The sequence below is a fragment of the Agromyces sp. P1_H4 genome (assembly GCF_056405255.1).
The window spans coordinates 1-13,074 of the sequence record NZ_JBFUCL010000071.1 but is presented as its reverse complement, the minus strand read 5'-3'; the positions used below and the strand labels follow the sequence as shown (position 1 = coordinate 13,074).

Here is a 13,074-nt window from a genome sequence, read left to right as displayed (position 1 = left end):
GCGCCGGGTCGCGCACGACGTGCGGCTCGCCGTGCGCGTCGCCGAGCCCGAGCCCGAGCCGGTCACGTCCGAGACGCCGGCGCTCACGTCGGCGCTCGTCATCGCCCCGCCGACGTCGGGCCACTGGATCCTCGTGGGCTCGCTGATGGAAGACCTGCGCCGCATCCGCGAGGAACTCGGCGCCGGGTCGGCCTAGCCGCGCGGATGCGCGCGGCCGGGATGGCCGACGGCGACCGGCGACGGCATCAACCGAAGGTTCGACGCGCGCGCGGCGAGCCCCTGCCTAGGCTGGCGACGCAACCCGACCGGGATCCACCAGACGACGGCAGGAGCGACCATGACCACGACGTCCTCGACCACGACGACGACCGGCACCACCCGCGGCGACCTCGCGAGGCAGCTCACGGTGGCGGTGAGCGCGGTGCTGGCGGTCATCGGCTCGTTCATCGGCTCGGGCGCCGCGGGCGGGCAGCCGATTCAGGATGCCGCGGGCGGCGCGCTCGCGGCGGACGCCACCCTGATCGCACCGGGCACCGGCGCGTTCAGCATCTGGTGGGTCATCTACTTCGGGCTGCTCGCCTACGCGGTGTGGCTGTTCCTGCCCGGCCAGCGCACCGACGCCCGGCACCGCCGGCTCGGCTACCCGGTGGCGGCGTCGCTGCTGCTGAACGCCGCGTGGATCCTCAGCATCCAGTTCGACCTGCTCTGGCTCAGCGTGCCGGTGATCGTGGCGCTGCTCATCGTGCTCATCGTCGCGTTCCGCATCTGCCTCGCGATGCCGCCGAAGAACGCCCTCGACGCCCTCGTGACCGACGGCACCATCGGCCTCTACCTCGGCTGGGTGATCGTGGCGACGGCGGCGAACGTCACCGCGGCCCTCACCGCCACCGGCTGGGACGGCTGGGGCATCCCGCCCGAGACGTGGGCCGTGGTCGTGGTCGCCGTCGCGGGGCTCATCGGCATCGCCCTCGCCGTCTGGGACCGCGGGCGCATCGCCCCCACGCTCTCGCTGGGCTGGGGACTCGCGTGGATCGCCGTCGCCCGCCTCACCGACGCACCCGCGTCGACCGTCGTCGGCGTGACCGCGATCATTGCGACGGTCGCCGTCGTGCTCGTCACGGTCGCCGTCCGTGTGGCGGTCGAGCTGCGGCGCCGCCGGGCGGTGGCCGCGCGCTCGTAACGCTGCCCACTCCTCACTCGACGAGGCCCGCGAGTGGCTATCGTCGAAGCGGAGAGGGGCACCATGTCGCAGCCGGGCGAGGGCGTCGCAGCACGCGGATTCGACTTCTTCAACGCCGGCGAGCTGCCCGCGCCGCAGCTGCCGTCGGACGAGGTGGTCGAGATCGTGCGCACGGCGTGGGGCCTCGACGTCGAACTCGCTCCCCTCGGCAGCCAGCAGGACCAGAACTTCCTCGCGCGCGCGCAGCCCGCCGAGGTCGGCACGGGCGCCGGCGGCGTTGCGACCATCGGCGTCGTGAAGGTCACGAACCCCGCCTTCACCGCCGTGGAGCTCGCCGCCCAGGAGCTCGCCGCGGAGCGCATCGCGTCGGCCGCCCCGCACCTGCGCATCGCCACGACGACGACGGATGCCACGGGCGCGCCGCGCTCGATCCTCGCCGACACGAGCGAGGGCCCGCTCGGCATCCGCCTCATCGCGTACCTCCCCGGCGGCACCCTCACGGGCGGCTCGTATCTCTCCCCCACGGTCGTCGCGCGACTCGGACGGCTCGCCGCGGAGACGAGCCTCGCCCTCGCCGACTTCGACCACCCGGGGCTCGACCGCGTACTGCAGTGGGACCCGCGGTTCGCGCTCGAGGTCGTCCAACTCCTGGCCCGGCATCACCCCGACCCCACGAAACGTCAACGGGTGACGGATGACGCGGCGGCCGCCTGGGCGCACCTCGCCGCCGTCGCATCCGACCTGCCGCGCCAGGCCGTGCACCTCGACCTCACCGACGACAACGTGGTCTGCACCTCGGAGCGCGGCATGCGGATCCCCGATGGGCTCATCGACTTCGGCGACGTCACGCGCACCTGGGCCGTGGCGGAGCCGGCGATCACCGTCTCGTCGGTGCTGCACCACGCGGGCGCGGAGCCGGTCTCGGTGCTCCCGGCGATCACGGCCTTCCACGCGCTGCGCCCGCTGTCGGCCGCCGAGGTCGCGGCGATCTGGCCGCTCGTCGTGCTGCGCGGCGCCGTGCTCGTGGTCAGCGGCGAGCACCAGGTGCAGCTCGACGGGGGCGACAACGCGTATGCCGCAGAGGGCATCGACCGCGAGTGGCGGATCTTCGAGCAGGCGACCTCGGTGCCGATCGAGGTGATGACGGGCGTGAWCGCGGCGGCGATCGGCGTCGAGTCGCCCTCGGCGGCAGGCGACGCGGCGAGCGACATGACCGCTGCGACGTCGACGCTCCGGCCCCTCCCCGGGTTCGACGCGGCGACGGCGGTGCGCCTCGACGTCTCCATCGAGTCCGATGACGTCGACGCCGGCGCATGGCTCGACCCCGGCCTCGAGGACCGGCTCGCGCTCGCGGCGCTCGACGCGGGGGCCTCCGCCGCGTGGCTCGAGCGGGGAACCGCGCGACTGACCGAGAGCCGCATCCACTCGGCCGTCTCGTCGGCGACGATCCCGACCGGGATCGACGTGTGGTTCGCCGAGCCGCACGCGCTGGCCCTCGCTGATGCTCCCCTTGACGGCGCACGCCTCGTCGCAGAGGGCGCCGTCGACGGCACGGCACCGGCCCGCACGCGCATCCGCCTCCGCGTCGAGCGCGACGGCGCGCCGCCCGTGCCGCACCTCGTGCGTCCCGAATACGCRCCGGGGTGGCTCGCGCTGACCCTCGACCCCGCCCCGCTGCTCGGACTCCGCGCAGGGGAGCCGCCCGCGGCATCCGTGGACCTCGACCCCTCGGCCGACGCGACCGCGCTCGTCGCCCGTCGTGACCGTGCCTTCGCCGAGGTGCAGGAGCACTACTACGACGCCCCGCCGCGCATCGAGCGCGGCTGGCGCGAGCACCTCATCGGCACCGACGGGCGCGTCTACCTCGACATGGTCAACAACGTGACGCCCCTCGGCCACGGGCACCCGAAGTTCGCCGCGGCTGTGACGCGACAGCTGCGCACCCTCAACACCAACTCGCGCTTCAACTACGGAGCGGTCGTCGAGTTCTCCGAGCGACTCGCCGCGATGCTGCCAGCCCCGCTCGACACCGTGTTCCTCGTGAACTCGGGCTCGGAGGCGGTCGACCTCGCCCTGCGCATCGCGCTCGCCGCGACGGGACGGCGCGACGTCGTGTCGGTCCTCGAGGCGTACCACGGCTGGACGTACGCCTCCGATGCCGTGTCGACCTCGATCGCCGACAACCCCGGCGCACTCGCGAGCCGGCCCGACTGGGTGCACGTCGTCGAGGCGCCCAACCCGTTCCGCGGCGCGCATCGAGGGGCGGATGCCGCGCGCTACGCGCCCGAGGCCGCCGCCGCGATCCGCCGGCTCGCCGCATCGGACCGCCCGCCCGCCGCGTTCGTGGCCGAGACGTTCTTCGGCAACGCCGGCGGCATCCCGCTGCCCGACGGCTACCTCGCCGAGGTCTACGCGGCCGTGCGCGAGGTCGGCGGCCTCGCCGTGGCCGACGAGGTGCAGGCCGGATACGGCCGCCTCGGCCGTTGGTTCTGGGGCTTCGAGCAGCAGGGCGTCGTGCCCGACGTCGTCGCGGTCGCGAAGGCGGCAGGCAACGGGTACCCGCTCGGTGCGGTCGTCACGACCCGCGAGATCGCCGCGCGGTTCGGGTCGCAGGGCCCGTTCTTCTCGTCGACCGGGGGCAGCCCGGCGTCGAGCGCGGCCGGCCTCGCGGTGCTCGACGCCTTCCGCGACGAGGGACTGCAGGAGAACGCCGCAGCGGTCGGCGCGCACCTGAAGGGCCGGCTCGAGGAGCTCTCGACGCGGCATCCGCTCATCGGCATGGTGCACGGCCTCGGCCTGTACCTGGGGGTCGAGTTCGTGCGCGACCGCGCGACCCTCGAACCGGCGACCGAGGAGACGGCGGCGATCTGCGACCGGATGCTCGAGCTCGGCATCGTCATGCAGCCGACCGGCGACCACCGGAACGTGCTGAAGGTGAAGCCGCCGCTCTGCCTCGAGCGCGCGTCGGCCGACTTCTTCGTCGACACGCTCGACCGGGCGCTCCGCGAAGGCTGGTCGCGGGCGCATCCCTAGACTGGGCGCGTGCTTCCTGCCGTCATCCTGCTCGCGGTCGCGCCAGCGCTCGTCATCCTCGTGCTGGGGATCGTGGCGCGCGCCGTCGCCGCGCAACGGGTGACGGCGCTCGTGGTGCAGTATGCACCCGAACGCGACACGACCGTGCTGCGCGATGGCCTGCTCGTCGACGCCGACCGCCGGGCGGCATCCGCGGCCCTGATCGACCTGGCCGTGAAGCGCAAGGTGCGGCTCATCGCCGGGTCGAAGCGCGAGCCGATCGGCGTCGAGATGGCGCCGAACGTGGTGCTCACGGCCGACGAGCTCGCGCTGCTCGAGGCGCTCTTCGGCCCCGAGCACACGCCCGGTCGCGTGCGGCGGTTCTCCTCCGACCGACGCGCGCTCGCGGCGCGGCTGCGAACGGTCGTGCAGCACACCGAGCACGCCCTCGCCCGCGACGGGCTCATCGCCCCGCGGCGCATGACCTGGCCCGGCACCACCCTCAGGATCCTCGCCTACCTCGGCATGCTCGTCGAGGCGCTGTTCATCGTCTTCGCCCTCATCGACGGCGACTGGCCCGCCCTCATCGCGACCGTCGTGGCGCTCGCGGCCACGATCGCGACGATCCTCGTGACCCCGGCCTCGTGGCGGCGCTACATGCCTCCGGCTCGGCCCAGGCGCGAGCACCTCGAGGGCTTGCGCCGGTACCTCTCGCTCGCCGAGGCGGAGCGTCTCCGGGTGTTGCAGTCCCCGAGCGGGGCCGAGCTGCGGCCCACGGATGCCGCGGCCGAGGAGCCCGACGAGCCCCTCGCCCGCTTCCACCTGCACGAACGGCTCCTCCCCTATGCCGTGCTCTTCGGCCTGGAGCGCGAGTGGATCGCGAAGCTCAAGCTCGAGCACGCCGCCCTCGATCGTGCGAACCTCGACGCCCTGGCCGACGCGGTCGACGTGACCGTCGAGGTCGCCACCGCGCTCGACGCCGCGGGCTCGGTGCTCGAGCTCACGGCGGCGGTCGGCGACCTGGTCGACTCCGGCGGCGCCGTGGTCGACGGCATCGGCGGGATCTTCGAGGTCTTCAGCTCGTGAGCGACGAGACAGCGATCAGCATCGACGTCGACGGCACTCGGATCTCGGCGGTGACCTCGCGGCCGGCGGATGCCGCGGGCACGATCATCGTGGCGCATGGCGCCGGCGCCGGCATGGAGCATCCGTTCATGTCGGGATTCACTCGGGCGATGCACGACGAGGGCTTCGCGACGCTGCGCTTCAACTTCCCGTACCGCGAGGCGAAGCGCCGGTTCCCCGACCGGCCGCCGGTGGCGATCGCGACGTGGCGTGCGGTCCTGGATGCGGCGTCGGCCCTCGCCGCGGACGCCGGGTCACCCGACGAATCCATCTGGGCGTCAGGGAAGTCCTTCGGCGGACGCATGGCGTCGATGGCCGTCGCCGACGGGATGCCGGCCGCGGGGCTCGTGTACCTGGGCTATCCGCTGCATCCGCCCGGGCGACCCGAGAAGGCGCGCGACGAGCACCTGCCCGGAATCTCCGCGCCGATGCTGTTCCTGCAGGGCCGCAACGACCCGTTCGCGATTCCGAACGCTCAGCTCGACGAGGTCGTGGCGCGCATCGGCGCCTCAGCGACGCTCGAGTGGATCGAGGACGCGAACCACTCGTTCGAGGTCAAGGGCGCGAAGCGGCCGGCCGCCGAGGTCGCGGCCGGGCTCGCGCCGCGCGTCGCCGCGTTCCTGCGCGTGYACGCCTGAGCCGCCCGCGCTACGGGAGGAGCACGATCTTGCCGCGTACGTGCCCGGTCTCGCTCTGCCGATGGGCTTCGGCGGCTTCAGCGAGCGGATAGCGATGCGCGATCTCGAGCTCGAACTCGCCGCGGGCAGCCAGTTGGGCGGCGAGTGGGATGGCTTCGGCGCGCAGGGCGCTCTCCTCGGGTGTCAGCGGCACGGGGCTGCCGCCCGACCACGCCCGGATGCCGAGCTCGGCGGCACGCCAGCCCAGGACGATCGTGCCGATGCGGTCGTGGTCGGCGACGAGCTCCTTCGAGACCTCGATCGCCTCGTCGGTGCCGGCGGCGTCCAGGGCCACGTCGACGCCCTCGGGCGCGGCGGCCCGCACCCGGTCGGCGAGCCCCGGGCCGTAGGCGACGGGGATGGCGCCGAGCTCGCGCAGCCGGTCGTGGTTCCCCTCGCTCGCGGTKGCGATCACGGTCGCGCCGCGCCGCCGGGCGAGCTGGATCGCGGCCTGGCCGACGGCGCCCGAGCCGCCGTGCAGCAGCAGGGTGTCTCCGTCGCCCACCTCGAGTGAGGCGAGCACCTGGTGGGCGGTCGACACGGGCACGGGGATGGCGGCCGCGGCCTCCCAGCCGAGCTCGGCCGGCTTGGCGGTGAGCTTCGATGCGTCGACGACCAGGTCGGTCGCATAGGCGTTCGAGATGCGCGCGACGATGACCTCGTCGCCGACGGCCCAGCCATCGACACCCTCCCCGACGCCCGCGATGACCCCCGCTGCGTCGGACCCGAGCCGTCGCGGGGTCGTGATGGGCTTCGACGGCCGGGCGCCGGAACGCAGCTTCCAGTCGATCGGGTTCACGCCGACGGCGCGCACCTCGATGAGGACCTCGCCCGGCCCCGGCAGCTCGTACGGGATCTCGCGGTACTCGAGCACCTCGGGGCCGCCCAGTCGGTCGTATTCGATGGCGTGGGGCATGCGGGACCTCTCATTCGTGCGGACTTGGAGATGCTTCGCCCACCCTAACCGTCGCTCCCGGCCCGATCACGGCGCACCCGGACCTCGAAGCAGGCACGCAGGCATCGGCCATACGCTGTGCCCATGCCGCAGACGAGTGGTCGCCCCCGGGGCTGGGTGCTGCCCGGGGTGGCGGGCGTCGCGTCGGTCCTCTTCGGCGTGGGGATCGGCGAGCTCGCGGCGGCGGTGCTGGCCTCGGCGTCGAGCCCGTTCGTCGTCGTCGGCTCCCTGCTCATCGACCTCGCTCCGCCGTGGGCGAAGGATGCCGCGATCGCACTGTTCGGCACCGGCGACAAGGCCGCGCTGCTCGTCGGCATCGGGCTGGTGCTCCTGGCGGTCGCCGCCGGCGCCGGTGTGCTCGAGGCGCGGCGTCCGCCGTGGGGACAGGTGCTGATCGGACTCATCGGCCTGGTCGGTGCGATCGCCGCGTCGACGCGCGCCAATGCGCCCATGCTGGCGATCGCCCCCTCCGCACTCGCGGCGATCGCCGGGGTGATGGCGCTGCGGCTCCTCGTTCAGCGGCTGCCCCGCGAGGTGGTCGCGCCAGTGCCGGCCGTCGCGATGGTGCCGGATGCCGCGATGGTGCCGGATGCTGCGATGGTGCCGGATGCCGCGACCGAGCCCGCACCTGCGCCGCCCGCGTCCGAGCTCGCACCGGCACCCGCACCCGCACCCGCACCCCAGCCGACCGCACCGGAGCCCTCCGGCGTCGACCGCCGGCGCTTCCTCGGCTGGGCGGGCGGCGCGGCCGTGCTCGGCGTCCTCGCCGCAGCCGGTGGGTACGCCCTGCAGGCGGGCACGCGGGCCGTCACGGCGATCCGCGAGGCGATCACGCTTCCGAAGCCGGTGACGAGTGTCACGGTGCCCGCGTCGGCGCAGTTCGACATCGACGGCCTGCCGCCGGTCGTCACGCCGAACGCCGAGTTCTACCGCATCGACACCGCCCTCGCCGTGCCGGCCGTCGACCCGTCGACCTGGAGCCTGCGCATCCACGGCCTCGTCGACCGCGAGGTCACCCTCACGTGGGACGAGCTGCTCGCACTCCCCCTCGAGGAGAGCGTCACGACGCTCACGTGCGTGTCGAACGAGGTCGGCGGCGGACTCATCGGCAACGCGGTGTGGCTCGGCTTCCCGATCCGCGAGCTGCTCGCCCGCGCGGCGCCGACGGCCGACGCCGACATGGTGCTCTCGCGCAGCGTCGACGGCTTCACTGCGTCGACACCCCTCACGGTGCTCCAGGACGACCGCAACGCGATCCTCGCCGTGGGCATGAACGGCGAGCCCCTGCCCGCGGAACACGGGTTCCCCGTGCGCATGGTGGTGCCGGGGCTGTACGGCTACGTGTCGGCGACGAAGTGGGTGGTCGACCTCGAGGTGACGCGGTTCGATGCCGCCACCGCCTACTGGACCGACCGCGGCTGGAGCGAGCGCGGCCCGATCAAGCTCTCGTCCCGCATCGACGTGCCCCGCACCGGCCAGTCGCTCACCGCCGGCCCGGTCACCGTTGCGGGCGTGGCGTGGCAGCAGCACGTGGGCGTGCAGGGGGTCGAGGTGCAGGTCGACGACGGCCCGTGGGAGCCGGCGACGCTGGCCACGGCGATCTCGGATGACACCTGGGTGCAGTGGCGCTACGACTGGGACGCGACGTCGGGCGGCCACACGCTCCGCGTCCGTGCGACCGCGGCCGACGGCGAGGTGCAGACCGCCGACGAGCAGGGCGTCGTCCCCGACGGCGCCACCGGCCTCGACGAGCGCAGCGTCCAGGTCAGCTGACCGCTCCTCCCCACCCGAGATCCGCCGACCAGTCGGCGGCCCCAGCCCGGCACGGCTGACACTGCTCGCACAGACCGGCTTGAATTCCGGCACATGTCTCCCTTCGAGAAGTTCCGGCACTTCGGCACTTCGGCACCCACTTTTCGGAAGAAGACATGACTTGGAAATGGAACGTCTCGGCGATGAGGAGGAACCGACATGAGCGAGAAGACCATCAAGATCGACGAGCACACCGATGAGCTCGTCACGCAGTTGGCCTACTTCATGCGGGGCTCGAAGAAGTCGATCGTGCGAGAGGCGGTCGCCGACTTCGCGGAATCACGCCATCGCCGAGCGGGCGGGAGCGTGGCGGCCGGCACGGCGGGCGCGCTGGGCGCGGCGGGCGCGGCGGGCGGGCGGACGTTCGATGATCTGGATCCGTATGAGCGACTCGCGCTGCGGCGGAGCGAGCTGATCCGGGAGTTCGCGCGGCACGGCGGCACGAACGTTCGGGTGTTCGAGCGAGACCCGAGATACGCGTCCGGAGAGATGGATTCAAAGGACCTGGCGTTCGAGGAGATCCTGCTGCCCGCCGACACCGATCTCGACGCTGGCGGCGGCGCCGTGCCCGTGCTCGAGGAGGTGGCGCGGCGGGTGCTCCGGACCCGCGTCACGGTGCTGTCGCTGACGGCCTCCGCCTCTTCGACGCCGCTCGCCTCGAGCGAGCACTCGCCGGGTCCCAGCCCCTGTAGCGTCAGCGCGCCGTGTAGCCACCGTCGACGAGGTGGTAGCTGCCCGTGATGAAGCTCGCGCCGTCGCTCGCGAGGAACACCACCAGGTGCGCGACCTCGTCGGCCTCGCCGAGGCGGCCGAGCGGGTGCATGCCGACCAGGAACTGCTGGGCGGCATCATCGAGGTTCGCATCGATGAGCGGCGTCTTGATGAAGCCCGGGCCCACCGAGTTCACGCGCACGCCCTGGTCGGCGTACTCGAGCGCGGCGTTCTTCGTGAGACCCACGACGCCGTGCTTGGCGGTGACGTACGCCGACGAGTTCGCGAATCCCACGCTGCCCAGGATCGACGCGACGTTCACGATGGCGCCGCCGCCGTTCGCCGCGATGGCCGGGAGCTGGCGCTTCATGCCGTGGAAGATCGAGTTGAGGTTGATGTCGATGACCTTCGCCCAGCTGTCGTCGGGGTACTCCCCGATCAGGGCGGAGGCGCCACCGATGCCCGCGTTGTTCACGGCGATCCGCAGCGGGGCGAGCCGATTGGCCGCCTCGACGGAGGAGTCGATCCACGCGGTGTCCGTCACGTCGCCGACGGATGCCTCGGCTCGGCCACCCGCATCCGTGATCTCCGAGACGACCGACTTCGCATGGTCGCCGTCGAGATCGTTCACGATCACCCCGGCGCCGCTGTCGGCGAGCCTGAGGGCGATCGCGCGCCCGATGCCGCTGCCCGCGCCCGTCACGATCGCCGAGCGTCCGGATACGTCATACGTGGCCATGGTGGCCTCCCCGGGCGGGCGCGGAGCCGGGAACCCTTCTCGGGCGGCCCGTCCACAGCCAGCCTAGGGACCTCGAGCGGCCTCGACGCCAGGGTTGACGAACCGGACGAAGTGCGCTCGCCTCGAACGATCAGGGCGTCGCGGCATCCGGAGAGGCATCCGGATCCGCGAAGCGTGCGAGCAGGAGCAGGGCGATCTCACGCTGCCGGAGCAGGAAGCCGCGCTCATCGAGCTTCTTGCGTCGCAGCCACGACGTGACCTCGTCGTTGCACTTGCTCGCGTTGCACGACCCGCACGCCGGAACCACGTTCTCGAGTGTGTACCGGCCACCGCGTGAGATGGGCAGCACGCAGTCGCGCTGCAGGGCGCGATCCCCGACGCCGCAGTAGGCGCAGCCGCCCCACTCGGCGSTGAGCGCCGACCACTGTCCATCGGTCAGGTCGTGCGCGACCCGGCCCATGCGGCGCTTGCGTCGTCGCGCGTACACCGCAGCCCGTGATCGACTGGCCGCCATGCCCGCAGACTAACCGTCGTCAGCGCGGCGGGGTGCGCGGCGGCGGGGTGCGCCGGGAACCGGTCGCCTCGAAGGCCGCGGCGAGGCGGAGCAGGGCCGTGTCGTCGTAGGCGCGTCCGGCGAACGTGAGGCCCACCGGCATCCGGATGTCGCGCATCGTGCCCATGGGCACCGTCACCGTCGGGATGCCGAGGTGCCGTGGCACGAGGTTGCCGTTCGCGACCCACACGCCGTTGCGCCAGCCGAGGTCGGCGGAGGCCGGGTTCACGTCCATGTCGGCGGGGCCGACGTCGGCGACCGCGGGGAACACGACCGCGTCGAGACCCAGGTCGTCCATCCATGCCTCGAGGTCGATGCGGCGGGTCTCCTCGAGGCCGCGCAGCCCGGCTTCGAGCTCGGGCATGTCGTCGAAGGTGGCGCCAGGATGCGAACGGGCCCACTCGGGGTACTCGGCGATGTCGTCGTCGAAGCCGGTGTACCGGTCGGGCAGGGCGCCCTCGGGGTGCGGGAAGATGCGGGCGCCGTCGACGTCGGCGAGCGAGCGCAGGGCGGGGTCGCCGTTCGCGTCGAGGAAGTCGTGCCACGACCACGCCGACAGGTCGACGATCTCGCGGCGGAGGTACTCGGGGGAGATGAGGCCGCGCGTTGCGACGGTGGGCGCGCCAGGGCGGTCGCCCTCGTAGTTCGACACGACGGGGAAGTCGACCTCGACGACCTCCGCACCGGCCGCCTCGAGGTCGCGGCGGGCCGCCTCCCAGAGCTCGACGACGGATGCCCGGGTGTCGATGCGCTGCCCGGTGGCTCCCCCGATGCCTGGGCTGCGCCCGGGCTCGGCCGTGCCGGCGTCGGGGTCRGCGTTGATGTACATGCGCGGGATGCCGAGGCGCCGGCCCGTGAGCGCAGCGCGGGCGGCGGCCGCATCCGGAGCGCCCGCGGCATCCGTCGGCTGCAGCGCGACGTACGACGAGGGCCGCACCTCGGACGATCGCGGGATCGACACCCACGGCTGCACGCGCCAGAAGTCGCCGCGCGTCTCGGGGTCGTCGGCGACGATCACGTCGAGCACGGCGAGCAGGTCGGCCATGGTGCGGGCGTGCGGCACGACGACGTCCATCGTGGGCACGAGCGGCCAGTTGCCGCGCACCGAGATGACACCGCGCGACGGGGTGTAGGCGCAGAGCGCGTTGTTCGACGCGGGCGCGCGGCCCGACGACCACGTCTCCTCGCCGAGGCCGAACGCCGCGAACGACGCCGCCGTCGCGGTGCCCGAGCCGTTCGACGAGCCCGAGCCGAACGCGGCCGTGAGGTACTCGGCGTTGTACGGGCTCTCGGCTCGGCCGTAGACGCCGCGCTGCATGCCGCCGTTGGCCATGGGCGGCATGTTCGTGAGCCCGATGAGCACGGCGCCGCCGGCCCGGAGCCGCTCGATCGTGAACGCGTCGCGCTGTGCGACGAGGTGCTCGAACGCGGGGCTTCCCGCGGCGGCGGTGAGCCCCTCCGCGAGATAGCTGTCCTTGGCGGTGTACGGGATGCCGWCGAGCGGGCCGAGCGTCTCGCCACGGGCGCGGCGCGCATCCGAGGCGCGGGCGTCATCGAGCGCCGACGGGTTCATCACGACGAGCGCGTTCAACGCCGTAGGGGTGCCCGGCCGGTCGTACGCCTCGATGCGGGCGAGGTAGGCGCGGGTCAGCTCCTCGCTCGTGACCCGCTCCTCATCGAGTGCGGCCCGCAGGTCGGCGATCGAGGCCTCGACGACGTCGAACGGCGCACCGCTCATCGCGTCACCTCCACCGTGAGTGCCGGCTGCTGCTGCGTGATGCAGTGGATGCCGCCGCCGCGGGCGAAGATCTCGCGCGCATCGATCGTGACCACCTGGCGACCGGGGTACGCGTCGGCGAGGATCTCGCTCGCCGCGGCATCCGCCCGCTCCTCGCCGAAGCCGCAGGCGATCACGCCGCCGTTGACGACGAGGTGGTTGACGTAGCTCCAGTCGACGAAGCCCTCGTGATCGCGGAGGGTGTCCGGAGCCGGGAGGTCGACGATCTCGAACGGGCGGCCCGCGGCATCCGTCTCGCCCTCGAGCTGCGCGCGCAGGTCGCGCGTCACCTCGAAATCAGGGTGCTCGGGGTTGCGCTGCGCGTGCAGGAGCAGGCGGCCGGGCGACGGGATCGTCGCGACGATGTCGACGTGGCCGTTCGTGCCGAAGTCGTCGTAGTCGCGCGTGAGCCCGCGCGGCAGCCAGATCGCCTTCGTCGTGCCGATCGTGCGCGCGAGCTCGGCCTCGACGCGAGACCGGTCGGCGTAGGGATTGCGGCGCGGGTCGAGCTGCACCGTCTCGGTGAGGAGCAC

Annotated in this window: 11 protein-coding genes and 1 pseudogene; 7 read left to right on the top strand and 5 right to left on the bottom strand. The window is 73.0% G+C overall.

Going from position 1 to position 13,074, the window contains the following annotated elements:
* From AC1DY2_RS06720 to AC1DY2_RS06700, 5 genes and pseudogenes are all read left to right on the top strand, one after another.
* Nucleotides 1-196, top strand: a pseudogene (locus AC1DY2_RS06720) (FUSC family protein); the annotation flags it as partial.
* A 141-nt stretch (nt 197-337) separates the two neighbouring features.
* Nucleotides 338-1,180 carry a tryptophan-rich sensory protein gene (locus AC1DY2_RS06715; RefSeq protein WP_476761714.1) on the top strand — a complete coding sequence of 281 codons (843 nt, stop codon included), beginning with the start codon at nt 338-340 and terminating at the stop codon, nt 1,178-1,180.
* A gap of 63 nt (nt 1,181-1,243) precedes the next feature.
* Nucleotides 1,244-4,213, top strand: a complete 2,970-nt coding sequence (locus AC1DY2_RS06710; protein WP_476761713.1) for an aminotransferase class III-fold pyridoxal phosphate-dependent enzyme — start codon at nt 1,244-1,246, stop codon at nt 4,211-4,213.
* A 9-nt stretch (nt 4,214-4,222) separates the two neighbouring features.
* Nucleotides 4,223-5,278, top strand: a complete 1,056-nt coding sequence (locus tag AC1DY2_RS06705; RefSeq protein ID WP_476761712.1) for a DUF2207 family protein — start codon at nt 4,223-4,225, stop codon at nt 5,276-5,278.
* The gene (locus AC1DY2_RS06700) at nt 5,275-5,955 is read left to right on the top strand and encodes an alpha/beta hydrolase family protein (protein ID WP_476761711.1); all 681 of its coding nucleotides are present in this window, start codon (nt 5,275-5,277) and stop codon (nt 5,953-5,955) included. Before AC1DY2_RS06705 ends, AC1DY2_RS06700 begins: the two co-directional genes overlap by 4 nt.
* A 10-nt stretch (nt 5,956-5,965) precedes the next feature.
* Here AC1DY2_RS06700 and AC1DY2_RS06695 read toward each other — a convergent pair whose 3' ends face one another.
* On the bottom strand, nt 5,966-6,910 hold the full coding sequence (locus AC1DY2_RS06695) for an NADP-dependent oxidoreductase (protein ID WP_476761710.1): 945 nt from the start codon (nt 6,908-6,910) through the stop codon (nt 5,966-5,968).
* A 123-nt stretch (nt 6,911-7,033) separates the two neighbouring features.
* On the opposite strand from AC1DY2_RS06695, the gene AC1DY2_RS06690 reads away from it, so the two are divergent.
* Both AC1DY2_RS06690 and AC1DY2_RS06685 read left to right on the top strand, forming a co-directional pair.
* A complete protein-coding gene (locus AC1DY2_RS06690) occupies nt 7,034-8,722 on the top strand; it encodes a molybdopterin-dependent oxidoreductase (RefSeq protein WP_476761709.1) in 1,689 nt (562 codons plus the stop codon).
* Nucleotides 8,723-8,920: 198 nt separating this feature from the next.
* Nucleotides 8,921-9,502 carry a hypothetical protein gene (locus AC1DY2_RS06685; RefSeq protein ID WP_476761708.1) on the top strand — a complete coding sequence of 194 codons (582 nt, stop codon included), beginning with the start codon at nt 8,921-8,923 and terminating at the stop codon, nt 9,500-9,502.
* On the opposite strand, the gene AC1DY2_RS06680 is transcribed toward AC1DY2_RS06685, so the two are convergent.
* From AC1DY2_RS06680 to AC1DY2_RS06665, 4 genes are all read right to left on the bottom strand, one after another.
* Nucleotides 9,456-10,211 carry an SDR family NAD(P)-dependent oxidoreductase gene (locus AC1DY2_RS06680; protein ID WP_476761707.1) on the bottom strand — a complete coding sequence of 252 codons (756 nt, stop codon included), beginning with the start codon at nt 10,209-10,211 and terminating at the stop codon, nt 9,456-9,458. The genes AC1DY2_RS06685 and AC1DY2_RS06680 overlap by 47 nt on opposite strands.
* 130 nt (nt 10,212-10,341) lie before the next feature.
* Nucleotides 10,342-10,725 carry an HNH endonuclease gene (locus AC1DY2_RS06675; protein ID WP_476761706.1) on the bottom strand — a complete coding sequence of 128 codons (384 nt, stop codon included), beginning with the start codon at nt 10,723-10,725 and terminating at the stop codon, nt 10,342-10,344.
* A gap of 19 nt (nt 10,726-10,744) precedes the next feature.
* Nucleotides 10,745-12,502: an amidase gene (locus AC1DY2_RS06670; protein WP_476761705.1), complete on the bottom strand. Its 1,758-nt coding sequence runs from the start codon at nt 12,500-12,502 to the stop codon at nt 10,745-10,747.
* Nucleotides 12,499-13,074: agmatine deiminase family protein (locus AC1DY2_RS06665; RefSeq protein WP_476761704.1), on the bottom strand; the 576-nt coding region annotated here is incomplete at its 5' end. The genes AC1DY2_RS06665 and AC1DY2_RS06670, both read right to left, overlap by 4 nt.